The 24,317-nt window shown below is 64.3% G+C and carries 22 protein-coding genes; 11 read left to right on the forward strand and 11 right to left on the reverse strand.

Annotated elements, in window-relative coordinates:
* Window positions 1-90: 90 nt before the first annotated feature.
* The 3 genes from AB4Y97_RS07010 to eno form a co-directional block, all read right to left on the reverse strand.
* The gene (locus tag AB4Y97_RS07010) at window positions 91-420 is read right to left on the reverse strand and encodes an FtsB family cell division protein (protein WP_441998308.1); all 330 of its coding nucleotides are present in this window, start codon (window positions 418-420) and stop codon (window positions 91-93) included.
* Between the two features lie 96 nt (window positions 421-516).
* Window positions 517-1,077: an Hsp20/alpha crystallin family protein gene (locus AB4Y97_RS07015; RefSeq protein WP_441998309.1), complete on the reverse strand. Its 561-nt coding sequence runs from the start codon at window positions 1,075-1,077 to the stop codon at window positions 517-519.
* Window positions 1,078-1,357: 280 nt separating this feature from the next.
* The gene (eno, locus tag AB4Y97_RS07020) at window positions 1,358-2,641 is read right to left on the reverse strand and encodes a phosphopyruvate hydratase (protein ID WP_441998310.1); all 1,284 of its coding nucleotides are present in this window, start codon (window positions 2,639-2,641) and stop codon (window positions 1,358-1,360) included.
* Window positions 2,642-2,771: 130 nt separating this feature from the next.
* Here eno and queF point away from each other — a divergent pair, with 130 nt between their 5' ends.
* The gene (queF, locus tag AB4Y97_RS07025; protein ID WP_441998311.1) at window positions 2,772-3,224 is read left to right on the forward strand and encodes a preQ(1) synthase; all 453 of its coding nucleotides are present in this window, start codon (window positions 2,772-2,774) and stop codon (window positions 3,222-3,224) included.
* Here queF and AB4Y97_RS07030 read toward each other — a convergent pair.
* From AB4Y97_RS07030 to tpiA, 7 genes are all read right to left on the reverse strand, one after another.
* Window positions 3,206-4,378 (reverse strand): MFS transporter, encoded by a 1,173-nt coding sequence (locus tag AB4Y97_RS07030; protein WP_441998312.1) that lies wholly within the window; start codon window positions 4,376-4,378, stop codon window positions 3,206-3,208. The genes queF and AB4Y97_RS07030 overlap by 19 nt on opposite strands.
* Before the next feature lie 118 nt (window positions 4,379-4,496).
* Window positions 4,497-5,345, reverse strand: a complete 849-nt coding sequence (gene kdsA / locus AB4Y97_RS07035) for a 3-deoxy-8-phosphooctulonate synthase (protein ID WP_441998313.1) — start codon at window positions 5,343-5,345, stop codon at window positions 4,497-4,499.
* Window positions 5,346-5,709: 364 nt separating this feature from the next.
* The gene (locus AB4Y97_RS07040; protein ID WP_441998467.1) at window positions 5,710-6,114 is read right to left on the reverse strand and encodes a DUF350 domain-containing protein; all 405 of its coding nucleotides are present in this window, start codon (window positions 6,112-6,114) and stop codon (window positions 5,710-5,712) included.
* Window positions 6,115-6,174: 60 nt separating this feature from the next.
* Window positions 6,175-7,038, reverse strand: a complete 864-nt coding sequence (locus tag AB4Y97_RS07045) for a VOC family protein (RefSeq protein ID WP_441998314.1) — start codon at window positions 7,036-7,038, stop codon at window positions 6,175-6,177.
* A gap of 162 nt (window positions 7,039-7,200) precedes the next feature.
* Window positions 7,201-8,829: a CTP synthase gene (locus AB4Y97_RS07050; protein WP_441998315.1), complete on the reverse strand. Its 1,629-nt coding sequence runs from the start codon at window positions 8,827-8,829 to the stop codon at window positions 7,201-7,203.
* Between the two features lie 107 nt (window positions 8,830-8,936).
* Window positions 8,937-9,359, reverse strand: coding sequence for a preprotein translocase subunit SecG (gene secG, locus AB4Y97_RS07055; RefSeq protein ID WP_441998316.1), 423 nt, complete (start codon window positions 9,357-9,359; stop codon window positions 8,937-8,939).
* Between the two features lie 127 nt (window positions 9,360-9,486).
* Window positions 9,487-10,254 (reverse strand): triose-phosphate isomerase, encoded by a 768-nt coding sequence (gene tpiA, locus AB4Y97_RS07060; protein WP_441998317.1) that lies wholly within the window; start codon window positions 10,252-10,254, stop codon window positions 9,487-9,489.
* Window positions 10,255-10,391: 137 nt separating this feature from the next.
* On the opposite strand from tpiA, the gene AB4Y97_RS07065 reads away from it, so the two are divergent.
* The 8 genes from AB4Y97_RS07065 (at window position 10,392) to lexA (ending at window position 18,895) form a co-directional block, all read left to right on the forward strand.
* Window positions 10,392-12,290 carry a SurA N-terminal domain-containing protein gene (locus tag AB4Y97_RS07065; RefSeq protein WP_441998318.1) on the forward strand — a complete coding sequence of 633 codons (1,899 nt, stop codon included), beginning with the start codon at window positions 10,392-10,394 and terminating at the stop codon, window positions 12,288-12,290.
* Between the two features lie 4 nt (window positions 12,291-12,294).
* Window positions 12,295-13,815: an anthranilate synthase component I gene (trpE, locus tag AB4Y97_RS07070; RefSeq protein ID WP_441998319.1), complete on the forward strand. Its 1,521-nt coding sequence runs from the start codon at window positions 12,295-12,297 to the stop codon at window positions 13,813-13,815.
* A 58-nt stretch (window positions 13,816-13,873) separates the two neighbouring features.
* Window positions 13,874-14,503, forward strand: coding sequence for an anthranilate synthase component II (locus AB4Y97_RS07075; RefSeq protein ID WP_441998320.1), 630 nt, complete (start codon window positions 13,874-13,876; stop codon window positions 14,501-14,503).
* Between the two features lie 6 nt (window positions 14,504-14,509).
* The gene (gene trpD / locus AB4Y97_RS07080; protein ID WP_441998321.1) at window positions 14,510-15,523 is read left to right on the forward strand and encodes an anthranilate phosphoribosyltransferase; all 1,014 of its coding nucleotides are present in this window, start codon (window positions 14,510-14,512) and stop codon (window positions 15,521-15,523) included.
* A gap of 15 nt (window positions 15,524-15,538) precedes the next feature.
* Window positions 15,539-16,339, forward strand: a complete 801-nt coding sequence (gene trpC, locus AB4Y97_RS07085) for an indole-3-glycerol phosphate synthase TrpC (protein WP_441998322.1) — start codon at window positions 15,539-15,541, stop codon at window positions 16,337-16,339.
* Window positions 16,336-16,812, forward strand: a complete 477-nt coding sequence (moaC, locus tag AB4Y97_RS07090) for a cyclic pyranopterin monophosphate synthase MoaC (protein WP_441998323.1) — start codon at window positions 16,336-16,338, stop codon at window positions 16,810-16,812. Before trpC ends, moaC begins: the two co-directional genes overlap by 4 nt.
* A gap of 22 nt (window positions 16,813-16,834) precedes the next feature.
* On the forward strand, window positions 16,835-18,079 hold the full coding sequence (locus tag AB4Y97_RS07095) for a molybdopterin molybdotransferase MoeA (protein WP_441998324.1): 1,245 nt from the start codon (window positions 16,835-16,837) through the stop codon (window positions 18,077-18,079).
* 108 nt (window positions 18,080-18,187) lie between these two features.
* Window positions 18,188-18,895 (forward strand): transcriptional repressor LexA, encoded by a 708-nt coding sequence (gene lexA, locus AB4Y97_RS07100; RefSeq protein WP_441998325.1) that lies wholly within the window; start codon window positions 18,188-18,190, stop codon window positions 18,893-18,895.
* Here the strand turns inward: lexA and AB4Y97_RS07105 are convergent.
* On the reverse strand, window positions 18,873-21,128 hold the full coding sequence (locus tag AB4Y97_RS07105) for a ComEC/Rec2 family competence protein (RefSeq protein ID WP_441998326.1): 2,256 nt from the start codon (window positions 21,126-21,128) through the stop codon (window positions 18,873-18,875). The genes lexA and AB4Y97_RS07105 overlap by 23 nt on opposite strands.
* A 183-nt stretch (window positions 21,129-21,311) precedes the next feature.
* Between AB4Y97_RS07105 and gltX the strand changes: the two genes are divergently transcribed.
* Window positions 21,312-22,742, forward strand: coding sequence for a glutamate--tRNA ligase (gene gltX / locus AB4Y97_RS07110; protein WP_441998327.1), 1,431 nt, complete (start codon window positions 21,312-21,314; stop codon window positions 22,740-22,742).
* Window positions 22,743-22,913: 171 nt separating this feature from the next.
* Window positions 22,914-24,206, forward strand: coding sequence for a citrate synthase (gene gltA / locus AB4Y97_RS07115; RefSeq protein WP_441998328.1), 1,293 nt, complete (start codon window positions 22,914-22,916; stop codon window positions 24,204-24,206).
* Window positions 24,207-24,317: the final 111 nt, after the last annotated feature.

A 24,317-nucleotide genomic window follows, 5' to 3' on the forward strand; every position in this document is an offset into this window, starting at 1 on the left:
GTGAAGAGCGTTCCAATACTACAGTGAACGCCGCAAGTTAATGATATCGCTTCGTTATTTCAAATCAACTTGTTTTCAGTTAAGCGGAAATTAGGGCTTAACTTCTCCTTGGCCGAGGATGATGACGAGATCGTTGCGGTGAACCCGCCCCAAAACGACCCGGGCACGCTCCTCCAGCAGGTCGCGATCGATCTGGTCGCTGCGGAGCAGCGCGATGCGGCGGTCCCAATCGACCCGCTCCGTTTTCACCGCTTCGAGTTCCTTCCGCAGCTCGCCGGCCTGCGCCTCATATTGCTCCCGGGCTTCGAAACCACGGGCTCCGCTATGGGCATGATGCACGAAATAAGCCGCGACCGCTGCTGAGATGCCGTAGAGCACCAGCGGAATCAGGAATCGTCGTGCACGCCTGCGGATGACCATGCACGACTCATAAGGCCGCCATGGTTAAAGAGCCGTTAGGACATTCCGCAACGGTGACGCGCTTCGCCGGGTTGATGAAAAGAGAAACGATGTCGGTCAGCCGCTCGGCTTATTCTTGCCGCTCGCCTCGACCTTTCCGCCCGTCTCGCTCTTTCCTCTCGCTTCGACCTGGATGCGGTGGGAGCGTTCCTGCTCCTTGCTCTTGGGCAAGCGAACCATGAGGACGCCGTTCTCGAAAGTCGCCTTCACCTGGTCCGGCTTGATCATATAGGGCAGCCGGAGGGAACGCTGGAACGTGCCGAAGGACCGCTCCACGAAATGGAAGTTCTCCTTCTCTTCCTTGCGTTCCAACTTCTTCTCGGCGCGGATGGTCAGCATGTCGTCGTCGAGGCTGACGTCGATGTCCTTTTCAGAAACGCCCGGCAATTCCGCGGAAATGAGCACTTCCCGATCGGTCTCGCTGACATTGATCTTGGGCATTAGCATGCCGGTGGCCTGTCCCTCCGGCATGGCGAGGAGTCCCCCGCCTCCGCCGCCGCGAAGCACGTCGTCGAAAAGACGGTTCATTTCGCGGTGCAGCGACGTGAAGGGGTCCTGCGCCAAGCCCATTTCCATCGGGAGGCCGAAACGATAGGGAGATAAGGGATTGCGGGCCATGATGCTCTCCGTGATCGGACAAGCGCCGTCCTGTCGGCGCTCACCTTTTCAACGCGGCATCGACCCCACGGTTTCTTGAGGATTGGAGTGATCGAGAGGAGCAATTGTCGTCTTGTTCCACTCCCAGCCGGAGGGGCGTCAGTCCTCGCAGGGGATGGACATCCGTAGCATGCCCCAGCCATGGATTGCTCTCAGCGCTACGCGCGCAGCAGAGTGACACCTTCTCCGTCATTCCGGGGCCGCGCAGCGGAGCCCGGAATGACCAGTGGGGTATCGTGTTTTAAGCCAGCGACTTCAGCGCGGAGCGGCCGGCATAGCGCGCCTGTTCGCCAAGCTCCTCCTCGATGCGGATGAGCTGGTTGTACTTGGCCAGCCGGTCGGAGCGGGCCAGCGAGCCGGTCTTGATCTGCCCGCAATTGGTGGCAACGGCGAGGTCGGCGATGGTCGAATCCTCGGTCTCGCCGGAGCGGTGGGACATGACGGCCGTGTAGCCGGCGCGCTGCGCCATGTCGACGGCGGCAAGGGTCTCGGTCAGGGTGCCGATCTGGTTCACCTTCACCAGAAGCGAGTTGGCGACGCCCTTCCTGATGCCGTCCGACAGGCGCGTCACGTTGGTGACGAAGAGATCGTCACCGACGAGCTGGCACTTGGAGCCGGCGAGATCCGTCAGGATCTTCCAACCCTCCCAATCGTCCTCGGCCATGCCGTCCTCGATGGAGGCGATGGGATAGGCGGCAGCGAGCTTGGCAAGATACTCGGCCTGCTCGCGCGGGCTGCGCTTTTTGCCTTCGCCTTCATAGACATAGGCGCCGTCCTTGAAGAATTCGGTCGCGGCGCAATCGAGCGCAAGCACCATGTCCTCGCCGGGCTTGTAGCCGGCCTTCTCGATGGACTTCATGACGAAGTCGAGAGCGGCCTCGGCGCTCGGCAGGTTCGGGGCGAAACCGCCCTCGTCGCCCACATTGGTGTTGTGGCCGGCGTCCTTCAGGGCCTTCTTGAGGGTGTGGAACACCTCGGCGCCCATGCGGACCGCTTCCGACAGGGTCGGCGCGCCGACCGGCATGATCATGAATTCCTGGAAGTCGATGGGGTTGTCCGCATGCGCACCGCCATTGATGATGTTCATCATCGGCACCGGCAGCACCCGCGCCTGGGTCCCGCCCACATACCGATAGAGCGGCAGGGTCACGGCATCGGCGGCGGCTTTCGCAACGGCAAGTGACACGCCGAGGATGGCGTTGGCACCAAGGCGCGACTTGTTGGGCGTGCCATCGAGCTCGAGCATCGTCTCGTCGATGAGAACCTGCTCTTCCGCATCCATGCCGCCGATGGCGTCCAGGATCTCGTTGTTCACGGACTCGACGGCTTTCAGGACGCCCTTGCCGAGATAACGCGACTTGTCGCCGTCACGCAGCTCGACCGCTTCATGCGCGCCGGTGGAAGCGCCGGAGGGAACGGCGGCCCGGCCCATCGAGCCGTCTTCCAGGGTTACATCCACCTCGACCGTGGGATTGCCCCGGCTGTCGAGAATCTCGCGCGCGTGAATATCGATGATCGCGGTCATAGAGCAGGCTCCTGAAGGCTTAAATGGCGAAAGGTGCGGCCTCACGTCGTTCAATGGCTTATTGACCGAAACGCGCAGGTGGGCAAGGACATCGGGACGTTTCAAACATAACCATCCAAGGTCAATTGCGGTGACGGATACAACCCTCCAGCTCGGCCATGCGAGCGCCCTTCCCCGTTCTCCCGAAGAAGCGCGGCTCGACCGGGTGCCCAACCCCCATGCGGACACGGATTACGTCGCTCGTTTCACCTGTCCCGAATTCACATCCCTGTGCCCTGTCACCGGCCAGCCGGATTTCGCGATCATCGTCATCGATTACGTGCCCGGAAAGTGGCTCGTCGAATCGAAGTCGCTGAAGCTTTACATGCACAGCTTCCGCGATCATGGCGCATTCCATGAGGATTGCACCGTCGCCATCGGCAAACGGCTGGCGGAACTGCTGGAGCCTCGCTACCTGCGGATCGGCGGCTACTGGTATCCGCGCGGCGGTATTCCTATCGACGTGTTCTGGCAGACAGGCGACATGCCGAAGAATCTCTGGCTGCCCGACCAGGGCGTCGCGCCCTACCGTCCCCGCACCTGAGCGGCCGGCCGCCTCAGAACCATGGAGGCGGTCAGTCCGACCCCGAGGATCACCAGGGCAGCCGTCGCGGTCGAGGCCATCAGGCCGACATTGCGCAGGCCCAGGCCCATGATCACCACGCCGAGCGCTTGGCCGACGAAGAACGAGAAGGCGTGCAAGGCGACCGCCGAGGCGCGGGCATGGGGCGCGACCTCGGTCACCTGCGCCTGGAAGGTGTTATGGAGCATGTAGAAGCCGAGCCCCATCGCCAGCATGGCGGCGGCATCGACCCTCCAGTCGCCTCCGAACCCTATCACGACAAGCGCGGCGGCGGCGAACATGCCGCCTCCGGCAACGATGCGGGCAATGCCGAGACGCCGGAGCATCCAGCCGACGAGCACGGAATAGACAAGACCGCCGATAGCAAAGCCGCCGATGGCGAACCCGGCCTGCGCAGCTCCGCCCCCGCCGCGCTCCTCGAGCAGCGGCGCGATATAGGGAAAGATGCCGAAGATCGCGATGGCCTCGACGAAGACGAAGCTGAACAACGCGAGAGCGCGCGGGTTGGAAAGGATATCCCGGTAGCGGAGCGCCGCGCTCCGCAGATCGAACTTGCCGCCTGCCTTGGCGCCTCGAAAGCCGATGACGGTCGCAGCCAGGGCGCAGGCCATCATGGCGGTAGACAGGACAAAGACGCCCCGCCAGCCAATCATTTCCGCCAGCAATCCGGCAAGGGACGATCCCGCCAACTGCCCGACGATGATCGCCACGAGATAGCGGCTCAATGCAACCTGTCGCTGGGCAACCTCGACCCGGTCGCCTATCAAAGCGATGGAGAGCGGCACCGCGCCTCCCGCTGCTGCGCCCGCGAGAATGCGGAGACCGAAGAGCGTCTGTGCATCGGGCGCGAGGAAGGAACAGGCTAGCGCCACGAAGAGAATCGAGAGCGCCACCTTCATCACGCGCTCCTTGCCGAGCGCATCCCCAATAGGGCCGAGGATCGGCTGAATGAAGGCGTAGGGCAGCGTGAAAGCGGCCGAGAGAAGCGCAATCGTCTGAGGATCGGTCTGGAGATCCCGCGCGATCACGCCAACCATCGGCTCCACGGCGCGGGATGAGAAAGTCCCCGCGAAGCCGCTCGTGCCGAGGATGAGGATCAGATTGCGAGGGGACATGGCACTTCGATGCTGGAAGGCGGGACGCGAGGTCCCTTAACACGCCCCGGCGGCAAGGCCGAGCACAGGCAGCGCACACCTGCCCTCAGCTATCGACATGGATCGTCAGACTAAAGGATCAGGCCAGAGCGTTCTTGGTGAGCGCGTCATAGGCCTTCAGTTGCGCCAGGAGCGCTTCCATCTCCTTCAGCGGCACCATGTTGGGACCGTCGGAGGGAGCCGTGTCCGGATCCTGATGGGTTTCGATGAAGACACCCGCCACGCCGACGGCGACCGCCGCACGGGCCAGAACCGGCACGAATTCCCGCTGGCCGCCGGAGGTCGCGCCCTTGCCGCCGGGCTGCTGCACGGAATGGGTGGCGTCGAAGATCACCGGAGCGCCGGTCTCTGCCATGACCGGCAGGGAGCGCATATCGGAAACGAGGGTGTTGTAGCCGAAGGATGCGCCCCGCTCGGTCAGCATGACGTTCGGATTGCCTGCACCCGTCACCTTGGCGGCGACATTCGCCATGTCCCAGGGGGCGAGAAACTGCCCCTTCTTCACGTTGACGACCCGGCCGGTCTTGGCGGCAGCAATCAGAAGATCGGTCTGGCGGCACAGGAAGGCCGGGATCTGGAGGATATCCACCACCTCCCCGACCGGCGCGCATTGATCGTTCTCGTGCACGTCGGTGAGGACGGGAATGCCGAGTTTCTCCTTCACTTCCGCGAAAACGGAGAGAGCCTTGTCAAGACCGATGCCGCGGCCGCTCGAGAGCGAGGTCCGGTTCGCCTTGTCGAAGGAGGACTTGTAGACGAACCCCATGCCGAGCTTCGTCGTGATCTCCTTGAGCGCCGAGGCCATTTCGAGCGCATGCTCGCGGCTCTCCATGGCGCAGGGCCCGGCGATGATGCTGAGCGGCAGATGATTGCCGAAGCGGACGGAGCCAGCCTCGACGACGGCGGAGCGGTGCTTTTGATCGGTCATGAGCCGTCACCTACCGTGTTTGGCGCCGGAGGCAAAGAGTAAAGGATACGCACATCTGTCATTCCCGGCCGAAAGAGGCGGAGCCGCTGGGGGAGGAGTTTAACCCCTCAGCGAGGCGTACCTCACTCTCCGCCCTCATCCTGAGGAGCAGCCGCAGGCTGCGTCGCGAAGGAGGATCCAGAGAACATTGGAGACGCCTCTCCTTCGAGACGGTCACTGCGTGACCTCCTCAGGATGAGGCTGTGGGTGCATTCCCACTGTCATTCCCGGCTGGAGCGCAGCGGGGAAGGGAATCCATGGCGCTACACTGGAGACTGGATCCCCCTCCCGGTCCTGACGGACCGTCGGGATGACAAGGGGTGTCTCAGAACGTCATCGCCGCAGCGTTGATGATTCCGGCGGACAGGGATGCTGCGCCGAGAAACAAGGCCGCCGCCATTTCGCCGGAGGCGATCCGCTGCGACAGGTTCGGCATGACGATGCGCACGAGCCAGTAGACGACGATCTGGACCGCCAGGGCGACGAGACCCCAGATCAGGCAATCGACGATGGTCTGGGAATGCACGATGGCGCTGGCGAGCGGCAGGGCGAAGCCCACGAGGCTGAAACCGAGCGAGGTCGCTGCCGAGATCACGTTCTGCCGGATCAGGGCGAACTCGTTATGCATGGTCGCCAGGGTGTAGATGGTGAGATAGAGCGCCACCAGAATGGTGGCGATGACGAAGAAAATCAGGAAATCGGGCAAGCCTGCCAGAGATGAAGTCACGATCTGTCCCCCTTGGATCGTTATCGAATCGCGTGCGGATTCGTTTTTGAGTCGTGCCCTATATTACGTTGCCTCGAAAGCAATCGCGACGCCCAAAGCGGCACTTGCCGGAACAACCAGCCTGCTTCCGATATGGGCATAGGGAATTTCGGCCGCATCGAGCCATTTCGCCTGCCTCTCGACATCCTCGATGCGGATGGCGAAGGCGACGAAGGACGGCTGCTCCATCTCGGCCTCGACGGAGCCGTAGACCTCGCCGGCGTCGTCCGGCGTCATGACGTCCAGATGCCCGCCCGCGAGACGATAGGACAGATCGTGCAGGGAAGGCTGGCTCGGCTTCACGCCGGTGAAGGACGAGAGAAAGCCCTCGTATCGCTCGGGGTCGGGCGCCGACAGGGCGACGACGCAGACATCCTCGGCCTTGTTGTCGTGGATCTGGAAGGCGGGATTCCAGAAGTTTTCCGGAAAGTGCTGCTGGCAGACGAAGAAGCCGGCGTGCGGTGCGTCCGCCGCCTCCGCGAAGGCGAGCGTGAAGGCGACCTTTATCTCTGAGCCGTCAGGCCGCCGACCCATCCGCTCGAAGAAGAACGGCTCGAACGCACCTATGCGTTTCTCGGCGAAGAGAGCAGCGTCGGCCTGCGCATCCTGGCTGTCGAGCACGAGCATCGCCAAGCCCTCGCGATGCTGTAGATAATCCCGAAGGAAGGCGCCGAAGCTGAACGCCCGGGGGGTATGAGGTGCAATTTCGGCCCCCTCCCCGACAGTGATCAGCTCGACGAACGAAGTGCGAAACTGAATCAGCCGGTTCTCGGTGCCCCAGGAATGGCGGTTGCGAGCGCCCACCTGGAAGCCGAGACGCTTATAGAACGACGCAGCCTTGTCGAGATCGCGGACGGCGACGACGAGATGGTCGATACGGCGGCTCATGCTACGCCCCTGTGATGCTTAGAGCATCGTGCGCAAAAGTGGATTCGGTTTTGCGGCAACACGATGCGCCATAAAGAGAATCTAGAGCGGAAGACGATTCCGTGAAATCGTCTTCCGCTCTAATGGCCGGGTCGAACCCGGCCATGACACATCAATATATTATCAAACCAGCCGGCTTTGCTCGACGGCGGCGTGGATGAAACTTTTGAAAAGCGGGTGCGGCTCGAAGGGTCGCGACTTCAATTCCGGATGATACTGGACGCCGATGAACCAGGGATGGTCCTCGTATTCCACGATCTCCGGCAGAATGCCGTCCGGAGACACGCCGGAGAAGCGCAGGCCCTTCCCCTCCAGACGGTCGCGGTAGGTCATGTTGACCTCGTAACGATGGCGATGGCGTTCGGAGATTTCCGTGCCGCCATAGATCTCGGCCACCTTGCTGCCCGGCTTGAGCGACGCCTGATAGGCGCCGAGCCGCATCGTGCCGCCGAGATCGCCGCCCGCCGCGCGCTTTTCCAGCTCGTTTCCGCGCAGCCATTCGGTGAGAAGGCCGACGACCGGCTCCGGGGTCGGTCCGAACTCGGTGGAGCTGGCATTCTCGATTCCAGCCAGCGACCGGGCGGCCTCGATCACGGCCATCTGCATGCCGAAGCAGATGCCGAAATAAGGCACCTTGCGCTCACGGGCGAAACGCGCGGCGCGGATCTTGCCCTCGGCTCCGCGCTGGCCGAAGCCGCCGGGCACCATGATGCCGTGAATTCCCTCCAGGAAAGGAGCCGGATCCTCGCGCTCGAAGATCTCGCTCTCGATCCAGTTGAGGTTGACCTTCACCTGATTGGCGATGCCGCCGTGATGAAGCGCCTCGATGAGCGACTTATAGGCGTCCTTGAGGCCCGTATACTTGCCGACGACGGCGATGTTGACCTCGCCCTCCGGGTTGTGGACCCGGCCGGAGATCCTGGTCCAGCGGCTGAGGTCGGGCGCAGGCGCGTTCTCGATGCCGAAGGCCGCCAGAACCTCGCTGTCGAGACCGGCCTCGTGATAGGCGAGCGGCACATCGTAGATGGAGGGCGCGTCCCGCGCCTCGATCACCGCCGTCTCGCGGACATTGCAGAACAGCGCGAGCTTGCGGCGCTCATCCCTCGGAATTTCGCGATCCGTGCGGCAGAGCAGGATATCGGGCTGGATGCCGATGGAGCGCAGCTCCGCGACGGAGTGCTGGGTCGGCTTCGTCTTCAGCTCGCCCGCGGAGGGAATGAAGGGCAGAAGCGTCAGATGGGTATAGATCGCCTGCCCGCGCTCGAGATCGTTGCCGAGCTGGCGGATGGCCTCGAAGAACGGCAGGCCCTCGATGTCGCCCACCGTGCCGCCGATCTCGACGAGCACGAAATCGAAGCCCTCGTTGCCGGTCAGCACGAAGTCCTTGATGGCGTTGGTGACATGCGGGATCACCTGGATCGTCGCGCCGAGATAATCCCCGCGCCGCTCCTTGGTGATGATGTCGAGATAGATCCGGCCGGTGGTGATGTTGTCGGCCTTGGTGGCCGGCACGCCGGTGAAGCGCTCGTAATGCCCGAGATCGAGATCGGTCTCGGCACCGTCATCGGTGACGAACACCTCGCCGTGCTGATAGGGACTCATCGTCCCCGGGTCGACGTTGAGGTAAGGATCGAGCTTGCGAAGCCGAACCTTGTAGCCGCGCGCCTGGAGAAGCGCTCCGAGGGCGGCCGAGGCCAAGCCCTTGCCGAGCGAAGACACCACGCCGCCGGTGATGAATACGTACCGCGTCATGGACCCCTATCCAAAATAATGGGCAGCCGATTCGCAAATGCGAAAGCGGCGCCACGATTGCCATCCACAAAAAGAGAGGGCCGGAAGTTCCGGCCCTGATCGTCCGATTACTGAGACTGAGGCACCTGCGGCGCCGCGGGGGCGGGAGCCGGAGTACCCGGCGCTTGCGCCGGAGGCTGACCGCCCTGCATGCGCTGAAGCTGCTCGAGGACGTTGCCGCCCTGCCCGCCCGCCGGAGCCTGCTGGCCTGCGGGTGCTGAGGTCGATGCGCCGTCGATGATCGAGCGCGGCGCGCCGCTATGGCCCGCCATGAGGGTCAGCGCGAGGCTCGTCAGGAAGAAGAGCCCGCCCAGAATCGCCGTCGTCCGGGTCAGGGCATTGGCCTGTCCACGGCCGGTCATGAAGCCGGAGACGCCGCCTCCGCCACCGCCGCCGAGTCCCATGCCGCCGCCCTCGGAGCGCTGCAGGAGAACCACGCCGATCAGCGCCAGGACTATGATCAGGTGGACAATGATGAGGACTGTTTGCATCGTTCCAAAAACCTCAAGCGGCCGCGCCGAAAGGCGTCAGCCGCTCGCATATGTCTCTTCGTTAAGGCGGGCTGTAGCATAGGTGTGCACGGGATCAAAGACCCGCAAGCACCCTTTTGCCGATTGATCAGCCGAGATAGGCCCCGGCAATGCCCAGAAAGTCCGCGGCGACGAGGCTGGCTCCGCCCACGAGGGCGCCGTCGACATTCTCCACAGCCATCAGCTCGGCCGCGTTCGAGGGCTTCACCGAGCCGCCATAGAGGATCCGGACTTTGCCATGCTCGGCCTTGCCGACCAGCCGCCGCAGTTCCTCGCGGATGACCGCATGCACCTCGGCCACATCGGCTGCGGTCGGGGTCAGGCCGGTTCCGATAGCCCAGACGGGCTCGTAGGCCACGACCAGGTTCCGGCTATTCGAGTCGGCGGGGATGGAGCCGCGCAGTTGCTTCTTCACCACGCTGAGGGTGCGTCCGGCCTCGCGCTCTTCCCTGGTTTCGCCGACGCAGACGATGGCCGTGAGACCGGCCCGGTGGGCCGCCAGCGCCTTGGCGCAGACATCGGCATCCTTCTCGCCATGGTACTGGCGGCGCTCGGAATGGCCGGCGAGAACATAAGTCGCACCCATATCGGCCAGCATCTCGGCGGAGACATCGCCCGTGAAGGCACCCGTTTCCTTGGGATGGCAATCCTGCGCACCGATGGCGACCCGCGAGCCGACCGCCATCACGGCGAACATGCCGACGAGGGTGGCCGGAGGGCAGATCGCCATGTCCACCTTGGCCTTCAGGCCCGGCGTATAACCCGCCTGGATCTCGTTCAGGACCTTGGCCGAAGACTTCAGCCCGTTCATTTTCCAGTTGCCCGCCACCAGCGGGCGCGGCCGATCGACGCTCATTCAGGCACTCCTGTCACGCTTGATAAGTTGGAACTAGCAGAGACTTAGAGCCTCTTTCAACCAGACTTGCCCTTTTCCCCGCGCCTCTGATCGGTTATCGCCGTCTCTAACGAGTTTTTACGAAGAACGGGTTCACAATGCTCAGAGGATTGCGCAACGCTGGTCAAAGCTTGGTCGGCAAGGTGATCATTGCCATCTTTTTTGGCCTCTTGATCCTCAGCTTCGCGATCTGGGGCATCGGCGACATCTTCCGCACGATGCCTCCGAGCACGGTCGCCCATGTCGGCAAGACCGACATCAGCGTCGAGGCGATGCGTACGGCCTATAACAATGAGCTCCAGCGGCTCGGACGCCAGTTCCGTACCGTTATCTCACCGGAACAGGCCCGGGCCTTCGGCATCGACCAGCAGGTCCTGTCCAATCTCGTGAACGAGGCGATCATGACCGAGGAGGCCAAAAAACTTGGCCTGAGCGTGTCCGATCAGCTCGTGGCCAGCTCGATCCTGGAAGATCCCGCATTGCGGGGGGCGGACGGACAGTTCAACCGTGCCCTCTTCGACCAGATGCTGCGCAACGCCTCCATGTCCGAGGCCGGTTTCGTACGCGAGCAGCGCAATGCCATGACGCGCATTCATCTCGCCGAGGCCATCGCGGGCGGCCTGACCGTGCCGAATGCGGCCCGCGAGGCACTGAACCGCTATACCAGCGAGCGCCGCGCCGCCTCCTACTTCGTCCTGACCCCGGCCATGGCGGGCGAGGTTCCGGCTCCGACCAACGACCAGCTCCAAAGCTTCTTCAACGAGCGCAGGGGCGCGTTCCAGGCGCCCGAATACCGTGCCCTGTCCGCCCTGGCGCTGGACGCCGCAGCAGCGGCCAAGCCGGAATCGGTCAGCGATGCCGATGCACGCCAGCGCTACGAGCAGGAAAAGGCCAAGTTCGGCACGCCCGAGCGCCGCACGATCCAGCAGATCGCTTTCCCCTCGCAGGAAGAGGCCGAGGCCGCCTTCAACAAGATCAAGGAGGGCGCGACCTTCGAGGCCGTCGCGGAAGAGCGCAATATTTCCCCGCAGGATCTTGAACTCGGCACTTTCACGAAGAGCGAAATGCTCGATCCGGCCGTGGCCGATGCGGCCTTCTCGATCGCGGAAGGTACCACTAGCGGCCCGGTCGCGGGCCGCTTCGGACCCGTTCTCGTACGGGTGACGAAGATCGAGCCCGAATCCGTCCGCCCGTTCGAGGATGTGGCGGGTGATATCCGCAAGGAAATCGCCCTGGCGAATGCAAAGACGCAGATCGAGCAGATCCACGATGCAATCGAGGACCTGCGTGCGAGCGCCCGTCCCCTGGCAGACATCGCCAAGGACAAGGGACTGACCCTCGTCCAGATCCCCGCAATCGACAACAAGGGCCTGGACAAGTCCGGCAATGCCGTCGCCCTGACCGACCGCGACGCTGTCGTGAAGGCGGCTTTCGCCTCGGATATCGGCGTCGACAACGAGCCCCTGCGGACCTCGGACGGCGGCTATGTCTGGTACGACGTCACCGGCATCGAACCCTCGCGGGAGAAGAGCCTTGACGAGGTCCGCGATCAGGTCGCCAATCTGTGGCGCGAGGACGAGATCGCCAAGCGTCTTGCCGACAAGGCCCGCGGCCTGACGGAGCGGCTGGACAAGGGCGAGGCCATCGAGACCGTCGCCCAGGAGGCCGGCGCTCCTGTGAAGAATGCCGCCGATCTTGCCCGTGCCACGGCCAAGGACGATCTGAGCGCCGATGCGGTCACCCGCATCTTCTCGGTTCCGGTCGGAAAGGCGGGCAACACGGCGACCGGCGTCGATACGCGTGCGGTATTCAAGGTTGCGTCCGCGACCGTCCCGCCGCTCGTCACCACCACGCCGGAAGCCCAGCGCCTCGAGACTCAGCTCCGCAACGGCATGGGCGACGATCTGATCAACGAGTACATCGCCCAGATCCGGAAGGACCTCGGCGTCACCATCAACCAGCAGGCGCTGCGTCAGGCGACGGGCGGCGAACTCTGAGCCGATGAGCATCACGCCGGATTTCGAGACTTTCGCCAAGGCTTACGACGCGGGCGAGGCGGGCGTGCTTCGCACCACGCTCGTCGGCGACCTGCTGACGCCGGTCGCGGCTTTCCTCAAGCTGCGGCACGGCCGGAAGGGTTCCGCTTTTCTGCTGGAATCGGTCGAGGGCGGCACCGTCCGCGGCCGCTTCTCGATGATCGGGCTCGATCCGGATCTCGTCTGGCGCTGCCAGGACGGCGTGGCGGCGCTCGACCGCCAGGCCCTGAACCATGCCCGGCAGTTCGAAACGGATAGCCGCCCGCCGCTGGAAAGCCTGCGCGCGCTCATTGCGGAGAGCGCCCTGCCACTCGGGGAGGAACTCCCGCCCATGGCGGCGGGCCTGTTCGGCTATCTCGGCTACGACATGGTGCGCCTCATGGAGCGCCTGCCCGAGCCGAACCCGGACGTGCTGAACGTGCCGGACGCCATTCTCATCCGCCCCACCGTCATGGTGGTGTTCGACGCGGTGAAGGACGAGATCTCGCTCATCACGCCCGTGCGGCCCCAGAAAGGCGTTGCCGCCAAGGCCGCCTTCGAGACGGCTCTGGCGCGGCTCGACGAGGTGGGCCGGGCGCTGGAATATCCTCTGCCGATCGATGACCGCACCGATCCGAGCAGGATCGATTTCGAACCTCCGGTGTCCAACACCACGCCGGAAGAGTTCAAGGAGATGGTCGCGAAGGCGAAGGAATATATCCGCGCCGGCGACATCTTTCAGGTCGTGCTCTCGCAGCGCTTCGAGGCGGCCTTCCCCCTGCCCGCCTTTGCCCTTTACCGTTCGTTGCGGCGGGTCAATCCGGCACCGTTCCTCTGCTATCTCGATTTCGAGGATTTTCAGATCGTCTGTTCCTCGCCCGAAATTCTCGTGCGCGTCAGGGACGGCAAGGTCACGATCCGCCCCATTGCCGGAACCAGACCGCGCGGCGCGACGGCGGCGGAAGACCGCGCCCACGCGGAAAGCCTGCTCGCGGACCAGAAGGAACGGGCCGAGCATCTGATGCTGCTCGATCTCGGGCGCAACGATGTGGGCCGGGTCTCGGAAATGGGCTCGGTCGAGGTGACGGATTCGTTCTTCCTCGAATTTTACAGCCAGGTGATGCACATCGTCTCGAACGTGGAGGGGCGTCTCGACAGGAAGTTCGACGCTCTCGAAGCGCTCGTCGCGGGCTTCCCCGCCGGCACGGTCTCCGGTGCGCCGAAAGTGCGCGCCATGCAGATCATCGACGAGCTGGAGAAGCACAAGCGCGGTCCTTACGCCGGCTGCATCGGCTATTTCGGGGCCAATGGCGAAATGGATACCTGCATCGTGCTGCGCACCGCCCTGGTGAAGGATGGCCGCATGGCCGTGCAATCGGGCGCGGGCATCGTCTACGATTCCGATCCCGCCTCCGAGCAGCAGGAATGCATCAACAAGGCGAAGGCCCTCTTCCGCGCGGCGGAGGATGCGGTACGTTTCGCCAGCCGGGCGAGGTTCGGACAATGAGCAGAGCGGCAACGCTTCCCTTGACCGCGCCCGGTGCTTACGCAAACGTCGTGACGTCATGACCCGCGTTCTTGTAATCGACAATTACGACAGCTTCACCTGGAATCTGGTGCATCTCGTCGCGCCGCTCGCTTCCTCGGTAGAAGTGGTGCGCAACGACGCCGTGACCACGGACGACATTCTCGCCTCTCCGCCCGATGCCATCGTGCTCTCGCCCGGCCCCTGCACTCCCAATGAGGCGGGCATCTGCCTCGACCTCGTGATGCGGGCGGGCTCGCAGATCCCCACCTTCGGAGTCTGCCTCGGCCTGCAGACCATCGGCCAGGTCTATGGCGGCACGGTCCTGCGCGCGCCCCTGCCCATGCATGGCAAGGTGTCCGAGGTGGAACATCGCGGCGAGACGATCTTTCGCGGCATCAATAGGCCGTTCAAGGCCACGCGCTACCATTCCCTCATCGTCGACCGGGAAACCTGCCCGGCCGATCTCGCGGTGACCGCCGAGACGGGCGACGGCCTCATCATGGGCCTGTCGCACCGCTCGCTTCCGGTGCACGGGGTGCAGTTCCATCCCGAAAGCATCCTGTCGGAGCACGGCGTCACCATCATGCGCAACTTCTTCGATCTGGCAGCCTCCTGGAATGCCAAGCATCGACCGGGCCGTGACAGCAGCCCCCAAGCCGGGCATTGAGAACCTATGGAATCCTTCAAATCCTATCTCGCCAAGGTTGCCACCGGCGCGTCTCTGACGCGCGAAGAGGCGCGCTCGGCCTTCGATGATATTCTATCCGGCGAGGTGACGCCCGCCCAGAGCGGCGCCTTCCTCATGGCGCTCCGGGTGCGCGGCGAAGCGCTCGACGAAATCGTCGGCGCGGTCTCGGCCATGCGCGGGCGGATGCTCAAAGTAAAGGCGCCCGAAAACGCCATCGACATCGTCGGCACGGGCGGCGACCATTCCGGCAGCTACAACATCTCGACGCTGGCCGCGATCATCGTCGCGGGAGCGGGCGTGAAGGTCGCCAAGCACGGCAACCGCGCCGCCTCCTCCAAATCCGGTACGGCGGACGTGCTCGCGGCGCTCGGCGTGAAGCTCGGCCTTGATCCGGAAGGGCTGGAGCGCTGCCTGAAGGATGCCGGCCTGTGCTTCATGTTCGCCCAGACCCACCATGCCGCCATGCGCCACGTGGCGCCCGTGCGTGTGGAGCTCGGCACCCGTACGATCTTCAACCTGCTCGGCCCGCTCTCGAACCCGGCGACCGTCTCCCGCCAGCTTCTCGGCGTCTTTTCAGAGACTTGGCTCGAGCCTCTCGCCCAGGTCATGAAGGAACTCGGCGCGAAGAAGGTCTGGGCCGTGCACGGCTCGGACGGGCTCGACGAGATGACCACCACCGGCCCGACCTTTGTGGCTGCCCTGGAAAACGGCACGATCCGTCGCTTCACCGTGACGCCGGAAGAAGTCGGCCTGCCTTTGGCGAAGCTGGAGGACCTGAAGGGCGGCGCGCCGGAGCATAATGCGGCCCAGCTCCGCGCCGTTCTGGAAGGCGCCCGCATTCCCTATCGCGATGTAGCCCTGCTCAATGCCGCCGCCTCCCTCGTGATCGCCGACGAGGCCGCGAACCTGCGCGAGGGCATCGACCGCGCGTCCCGCGCTCTCGACAGCGGCGCGGCGAAGGCTACCCTGGAGCGCCTGATCGAAGCTTCGAACGCTTGAAAGCCGAGAGCCATCATGAGCGACGTCCTCGCCCGCATCGAAGCCTATAAGCGCCAGGAGATCGCCGCCGCCAAGGCCGCGATTCCGCAAGCGGAGATCGAGCGGCGGGCTCACGAAGCCCCGGCCCCGCGCGGCTTCGCGGCAGCCATCGAGCGCCATCTCGCGGAAGGCCGTCCGGCCCTGATCGCGGAAGTGAAGAAGGCAAGCCCCTCCAAGGGCCTCATCCGCGCCGATTTCGACCCGCCCTCCCTTGCGAAGGCTTATGCCGAAGGTGGCGCGACCTGCCTCTCGGTTCTCACCGACGAGCCCTCGTTCCAGGGCAAGCCGGAATATCTGGCGCAGACGCGTGAGGCGTCCGGCCTCCCGGCCCTGCGCAAGGATTTCATGTTCGAGCCCTATCAGGTCTACGAGGCCCGTGCCTGGGGCGCGGACTGCATCCTTGTGATCATGGCGAGCGTCACGGATGAACAGGCCCGCGCGCTCATCGATACGGCGCATGGGCTTGGCATGGATGTCCTCGTCGAGGTGCACGACCGCGCGGAACTCGACCGGGCCCTGCCGCTCGGCACGAAGCTCGTCGGCATCAACAACCGAAATCTTCGCACCTTTGAGGTCTCGCTCAGCGTCAGTGAGGAGCTTGCGCCCCTGATCCCGTCCGACCGCATCGTCGTGGGCGAGAGCGGCATCTTCACCCTGCAGGATATCGAGCGGCTGGAGAAAGTCGGCATCCGCACCTTCCTGGTGGGCGAGAGCCTGATGCGGCAGGCGGATGTCACCGCCGCGACGCGGCGTCTCCTGTTCGGCGAAGCGGCATGACGAACCTGACGCATCTCGATGCGGCGGGCGAGGCCAACATGGTCGACGTCTCGGCCAAGGACGTGACGAGCCGCAGCGCCATCGCGGAAGGCGCGGTGGTCATGCTGCCCGAAACGGTGGAGCTGATCCGCCAGGGCGATGCCAAGAAAGGCGATGTGCTCGGCACTGCGCGGCTTGCCGGCATCATGGCCGCAAAGCGCACCCATGAGCTGATCCCGCTCTGCCACCCTCTCCTCATCTCGAAGGTGAAGGTCGACTGCATTCTCGACGAGAGCCTTCCCGGCGTGCGTGTGACGGCGGAGGTGAAGGTGTCGAGCCACACTGGGGTCGAGATGGAGGCGCTGACCGCCGTCTCGGTCGCCTGCCTGACGATCTACGACATGGTGAAGGCCGCCGACCGGGGCATGCGGATCGAGAATATCCGCCTGCGCATGAAGAGCGGCGGGCGCTCGGGGCACTACGAAGCCCCGTAAGAAATCCCTTGGGAGGCCTGGCATGAGCCTGATTTCCGTCGAGGAGGCCTTGAGCCGTATTCTGGCTGGCATTCCGGGCCCCGTGGAGAGCAAGCGCGTGCCGCTTTCTGCCTGCGCCGGCAGGACGCTTGCCGAGGATGTCGTCGCATTGCGCGATCAACCGCCCTTCCCGGCCTCCGCCATGGATGGCTATGCCTTGCGCAGCGCCGATTCTCCGCAAGCCCCCTCGACCCTGACGGTGATCGGAACGAGCGCCGCGGGCCATCGCTTCCATGGGACTGTCGGAGCAGGGCAAGCCGTGCGGATCTTCACCGGCGCGCCCGTGCCGGAAGGCGCCGATGCCGTCATCCTCCAAGAGGATGCACAAGCCCATGGCGACCGGGTGACGATCACCGAAGCGCCACGCCCGCAACGGCATATCCGCCCTGCCGGCCTCGATTTCAAAGCCGGCGAAGCCCTGCTCCATGTGGGTCGCCGGCTCGATGCCCGCCATATCGCCCTTGCCGCCGCCATGGGTCATGGTGCGTTGAATGTGCGCCGCAGACCACGGGCCGCCCTCCTCGCCACCGGGGACGAACTGGTGCGACCCGGAGAGGAGGCCGGTCCCGATCAGATCACGGCCTCCAGCCTTCCGGCGACGGCGCTCATGGTCGAGAAGGCCGGCGGCGAGCCGATCGATCTCGGCATCGCCCACGATACGCTCGAATCGCTGGAAGAGCGGATCCAGGCAGCCCTGGACGCGCAAGCAGACATCCTCGTGACCCTCGGCGGCGCTTCGGTCGGCGAGCACGATCTGGTGCAGAAGGCTCTCGCGCGGCAAGGCATGTCCCTCGGGTTCTGGCGTGTCGCCCTGAAACCCGGCAAGCCGCTGATGCACGGAAGGCTGGGATCGACGCTGTTGCTCGGGCTGCCGGGTAATCCCGTTTCCTCCCTCGTCTGCAGCGTCCTGTTCCTGATCCCAGCGATCCGTGCGCTTTGCGGCGATCCGCAGGCAGGCGCGGATCCGACGGAGACCGCCCTTCTCGGAACCGACCTTCCCGCTAACGGCGACCGGCAGGACTACATGCGCGCCAGCCTGTCGGGCCAGGAGATCGAGACGGAAACGGGTCGTCTGACCATTTCCGTGGCAACGCCTCATGCCCGGCAGGATTCGTCCATGCTGGGTATCCTCGAACGCTCGGACGCTCTCCTCGTCAGGCCCCCGCAGGCTCCGGCGACCGCCGCCGGCTCGCCTTGCAGAATCGTCCGTCTCGGCCGATTTTGCTGAAACTTCCCTCACCCAGCGTAGCCATGGCTTGCAGAACACAGCAGGAACAGCTAACCTGTTCCTGCTTTGTTTCAGAATCGCTCCCGTGCGGAGCAGTAAGGGCCAGCCATGCTGACGCGTAAACAGCACGAATTGCTCCGCTTCATTCATGAGCGGCTGCGGGAATCCGGTGTTCCGCCATCCTTCGACGAGATGAAGGATGCTCTCGATCTCAAGTCCAAATCCGGCATCCACCGCCTCATCACGGCGCTCGAGGAGCGCGGCTTCATTCGCCGCCTGCCGAATCGGGCCCGTGCCCTCGAAGTGATCCGCCTGCCCGAAACCGTCGGGGCCACAGCCGGCGGCCAGAAGCGCTTCACGCCGAGCGTGGTCGAGGGAGGACTCGCCGCCCGCGCCAAGGCTGCGCCTGCGCCGGTCGCGGACGAAAGAGTGCGGGATCTCTCGATCCCCGTCATGGGCCGGATCGCGGCCGGTACGCCGATCTCGGCAATCCAGAACCGCAGCCATTCGATCACCCTCTCCAATGACTTCCTCAGCCAAGGCGAGCATTACGCTCTCGAGGTGCGCGGGGATTCGATGGTCGAGGCCGGCATTCTCGACGGCGATCTGGTGGTGATCCGCAAGCAAGACACGGCCAATACGGGCGATATCATCGTGGCCCTCATCGACGAGGAGGAGGCGACGTTGAAGCGTTTCCGCCGCCGCGGCTCCTCGATTGCGCTCGAAGCCGCCAATCAGGCCTACGAGACGCGCGTGCTCGGCCCCGACCGGGTCAAGATCCAGGGCAAGCTCGTCAGTCTGGTTCGTCGCTACTGATCTCTTCCTCGGGGAGTTCCTGGGGAAGATCCTGCTCGGGAACCGGCCGCGCCTTCTGCGGACGATGCTGAACCGGTGCGGACCCGGCGCGAGTTTCAGGAATTGTCACGGCGACGACTTCGCTGCCCTTGCGCACGGAGCGGATTTCGATCGTGGCGTCGTCCCGGAAACGGATCGCCGTTGCACCCCGGGCGGAAAGAGCCTCCCGGTCGAGCAGCAGGCTCGCCTGACATCGCGAGGGCGCTTTGAGTCGCGTGATGACGATTGCGGCGCGGCGGCAATCCTCCTCGAAGGCCGATAGATCATGAACAAAGGCGATCATTCGTTTGCCTTTGCCCTCGACAATGCATCCGGACCTGTCACAGCGGGCATTGCGCCGCAAGGAGGCGTCGTCGGCGTTTCGTCCGTCGCCATCGGCGCGAAGCCATTGTTCCGTGACGAATTGCGATGTCCTGCCGACGACGGTGAGGTTTCCGTCGCTGGCCCGGATCGCAGCGCCCGCCCCCTCCCGGTCTACGAAGATATCGGCGCGGTTCGGAGCGGCGAAGGCAAGGCCCGCCCCTACCGGAATTACCGCGAGCCAGCGTAAGGAAGACGCGGAAAGGGTCAGGATCAGGAGGGCTGCGCTCAGCAATGCCAATGCCCCGACGCTCAGGGCCGGGACGACCATGATCGAGCCGCTGAGACCGCCGACCCAGGCCGAGACGTCGAGCACGTGGTTCACGGCAAATCCCATGATCTGCCAGATGGGGCGATCGAGACCGAACGGATAAGCCAGCACGCCCAGCACCGCCGACGGCATGACCACGAGGGACACGAGCGGCAGGGCCAGGGCGTTTCCGATCAGGCCATAGGGATTGAGCGTCTGGAAATGGTAGGCCGAGAAGGGCGCGGTGGCGATGCTGGCGACGAGCGTTGTGGTGACGAGCCCGAGCGCATTCTGCACCATCCAGAGAAACCCTTTTTCCAGGGTGCCGCCGGGCCGTCCCTCGAAGCCTTTCCATGTCATGAGGGGCACGAAGGTCGTCAGGGCGGCGACGGCGCCGAAGGACATCTGGAAGCTCGGGCCAAGGAGTGCCTCCGGCTCCCGTGCGAGCACGATGAGCGCAGCGACCGACAGGTTGCGGATGCTGAGCGCCGGCCGGTCGGCCAGAATGGCCCCGAACATGACGAGGGTCATGATCAGGGAACGCTCCGTGGCCACGTCCGAGCCCGAAAACACGCAATAGCCGGTCGCGCCGGCCATAGCGGCGACGGCCGCGATCTTCTTGACCGGCCAGAGCAGAACGAGGGCCGGAGCGAGGGCGAGAAACGCGCGGGCGAGCCAGAAGAACGTGCCCGCAGCCAGCACCATGTGCAGGCCGGAAATGGAAACGATGTGATAGATTCCGGCCGCGCGCAGCACATCGTTCGTCGGCTCACCGATAAGCCCCCGCTTGCCGGTGACGAGGGCGGCGCCCACGCCACCAGCCGGGCCGCCGATGGAAGAAGCGATGCGCTGTGTCAGGGTATTCCGCGCCTCGTCGATCTTCGCTGCCAGCCACAATGACCATGAAGGCTGCTCCGGTGAAGTGACCCTCCGGACCGGGCCGACAAGCGAGCCGACCGCGCCGATCCCTTTGAAATACGCATCGCGCCCGAAATCGTAGCCACCCGGCCAAGCCGGTTGCGGGGGCGGAAGCAGGCGGGCCTTGGTCTCGATGAACTGCCCCGCCGCGAGCCCCTCCCCGTTCCGCACGCTCACCCGCACGATCCTCGGCCTGTCAGACTCCGCCACACCCTTCATCTCGGCGATACGCAGGAGCAGCCGCTTCCCCTCCGGCCTGTCCTCCACCGCTTCGATGAAACCCGAAACGGGGGTGATCGTCATGCGGGCGAGAACCGGAGCCGCAACACTCCTCGTGCGGATGGCACCAGCCGAAAATCCGGCAAACAGAGCGGCAAGCCCGATCATAATCGCCAGGGCCGCGAGGCTCCGGCGCAGGAGGAAGGCCGCCACTACGCACAGCATCAAGCCGCCGAGCGGCGCCCAGAGAACCGGCTGCCCTTCGGCCTGAAAAAACAGGACGATGCCGAGCCCGAAACAGACCGCAATCCAGGGAAATAATCGGCGCTGCTCGATCTCGCGGGACAGGCCCTGCGCCAGAAAGCCCTGCCAGTCGGGAACGGCCCAGGGAAACGCGAACGGGCGGCCTTGAGGCAACGCCAAGGCCCGCGCGAAAAGGCGCGGCATTGGGCGCAATAGGGGGAGACCGTGTCTTCTGTCGCTCTCGGCCATCGGTTCGGCTTAACGTCGGAGTGGTTTACATGGTAGACGACCCCACGTTTCGGCCAAGTCCACCCTGTGGATTGAGTCGAACCCGCTTTGGGCCTTCGATCCGCCCTGAACTTTCTTCGATGTAAGGTTTTTCCGCCGATGACCGTCGTCACCCGTTTTGCCCCGTCTCCCACCGGCTTCCTGCATATCGGTGGAGCGCGCACGGCCCTGTTCAACTGGCTCTATGCCAAGCGGCATGGAGGCAAGATGCTGTTACGCATCGAGGACACGGATCGGGAACGTTCGACGGAAGCCGCCATCCAGGCCATTCTCGATGGATTGCAATGGCTCGGGCTCGATTGGGACGGGGACGTCGTCTATCAGTTCTCCCGCGCCGCCCGGCACAAGGAGGTGGCGGAATCCCTGCTGGCGCAGGGCCGCGCCTATTATTGCTATGCGTCTCCGCAGGAGCTGGAGGAGATGCGCGAGACCGCCCGCAGCGAGGGCCGTCCCATGCGCTATGACGGCCGCTGGCGCGACCGCGATCCATCAGAGGCGCCGGCCGGCGTCAAGCCCGTCATCCGCCTGAAGGCGCCGCTCGAGGGCGAGACGGTGGTCGAGGACGAAGTCCAGGGCCGCGTGGTCTGGCAGAACAAGGATCTGGACGATCTCGTCCTCCTGCGCTCCGACGGAACGCCGACCTATATGCTCGCGGTCGTGGTCGACGATCACGACATGGACGTGACGCATGTCATTCGTGGCGACGATCACCTCACCAACGGCGCCCGGCAAACGCAGATCTACAACGCTCTCGGCTGGAATGTGCCGAAAATGGCGCATATCCCCCTCATCCATGGCCCGGACGGCGCCAAGCTGTCGAAGCGTCACGGCGCCCTCGGCGTCGAGGCCTATCGCAGCATGGGCTATCTGCCCGCAGCCCTGCGCAATTATCTCGTGCGCCTCGGCTGGAGCCACGGCGACCAGGAGATCTTCTCCACCCAGGAGATGATCGACGCCTTCGATCTTTCCAGCGTCGGCCGCTCTCCTGCCCGTTTCGATTTCGCCAAGCTCGAGAATCTCAACGGGCTTTACATGCGCCAGAGCGACGACAAGGAGCTGGTGGATGCCCTGGAGCAGCTTCTGCCGGAGCTCGGCGGCGATGAGCATCATCTCGGCCGCACCTTTACCCCGGCGCTGCGTGCAAAGCTGGTCGCGGCCATGCCGGGGCTGAAGGAGCGCGCCAAGACCCTCGTGGAGTTGCTCGACAGCGCCTATTATCTCTACGCCCAGCGCCCGCTGCACCTGGACGAGAAGGCAGCAAGTCTCCTGACCGATGGGCGCGCGAGGCTCGCAGGGATCGACCAGAAATTGGCGGCGATCGGCGAATGGACGCCCCAGAATGTGGAGGCCGTGGTGCGCGAGCATGCCGAGGCCGTGGGAGCGAAATTGGGACAAGTCGCTCAACCTCTCCGCGCAGCCATGACCGGCCGCGCCACCTCCCCCGGCCTGTTCGATGTCATGGCCGTGCTGGGCAAGGATGAAACACTAGCACGGCTTCACGACCAATTGAGCGCTGCGCCTGCTGCATAGCAGGCGCACTCACCTTTAGACGTGCTTGCCCCCTCCATACGGATAAGCTACCCAACCCCCATCCTCCTACCGACCGGCGACCTCGGTACGGCAGCTCGCACGGAGACACCTTCTCCAAAGCCCTGGCTGCCCTAGGTTATGCCCGGCCTCTTGTTGAAAGGGCGAAGACGCATGAGCTCCAATTCCTGCACGCTCACCGTGGACGATAAGTCGGTCGAAATGCCGGTGAAGCACGGCACTCTCGGCCCAAGTGTGATCGACATTTCCAAGCTCTACAGCCAAACGGGAATGTTCACCTACGACCCGGGCTTCACCTCGACGGCGAGCTGCGAGTCGAAGATCACCTATATCGACGGTGATGAAGGCGTCCTGCTCTATCGCGGCTATCCGATCGAGCAGCTCGCCGAGCACGGCGACTTCCTGGAGACCTGCTACCTGCTGCTCTACGGCGAGTTGCCGACCGCCGCGCAAAAGGCCGATTTCGATTACCGCGTCACGCGCCACACCATGGTGCACGACCAGATGAACCGGTTCTTCCAGGGCTTCCGCCGCGATGCGCATCCGATGGCGATCATGGTCGCCTCGGTCGGCGCGCTCTCGGCCTTCTATCACGACTCGACCGACATCTCGGATCCGCAGCAGCGCATGATCGCGTCCATGCGCATGATCGCCAAGATGCCGACCCTCGCGGCCATGGCCTACAAGTACTCCATCGGCCAGCCCTTCGTGTATCCGCAGAACGATCTCGACTATACCTCGAACTTCCTGCGCATGTGCTTCGCGGTGCCGTGCGAGGAATACAAGGTCAATCCGGTGCTCTCGCGGGCGCTGGATCGCATCTTCATCCTGCACGCCGACCATGAGCAGAACGCCTCGACCTCGACGGTGCGTCTCGCCGGCTCCTCGGGCGCCAATCCCTTCGCCTGCATCGCCGCCGGCATCGCGTGCCTGTGGGGGCCCGCCCATGGCGGCGCCAACGAGGCAGCCCTGAAGATGCTGGAGGAAATCGGCACGCCCGACCGCATTCCGCAATACATCGCCAAGGCCAAGGACAAGAACGATCCGTTCCGCCTGATGGGCTTCGGCCACCGGGTCTACAAGAACTACGACCCGCGCGCCCGCATCATGCAGAAGACCACGCACGAGGTGCTCAACGAGCTTGGCATCAAGGACGATCCGCTCCTCGACGTCGCCGTGGAGCTCGAGCAGATCGCGCTCAAGGACGAGTACTTCCTCGAGAAGAAGCTCTACCCGAATATCGACTTCTATTCGGGCATCACCTTGAAGGCGATGGGCTTCCCGACCTCAATGTTCACGGTGCTGTTCGCGCTCGCCCGCACGGTCGGCTGGATCGCCCAGTGGAGCGAGATGATCGAGGATCCGTCCCAGCGCATCGGCCGCCCGCGCCAGCTCTATACCGGCGCGCCGCAGCGCGACTACATCACGGTCGCCCAGCGGGGGTAAGATCATCCGATAACGGACACGAGAAAGGGGCCGAAAGGCCCCTTTTATTTTTCCATTTGGTCAATCGTACTCACCGCCGTCATGGCCGCACTTGTTGCGGTCGCCCACGTC

Origin of the sequence: Microvirga sp. 2TAF3 (genome assembly GCF_052114965.1) — a bacterium.
In the GTDB taxonomy this organism is placed as follows: Bacteria; Pseudomonadota; Alphaproteobacteria; order Rhizobiales; family Beijerinckiaceae; genus Microvirga.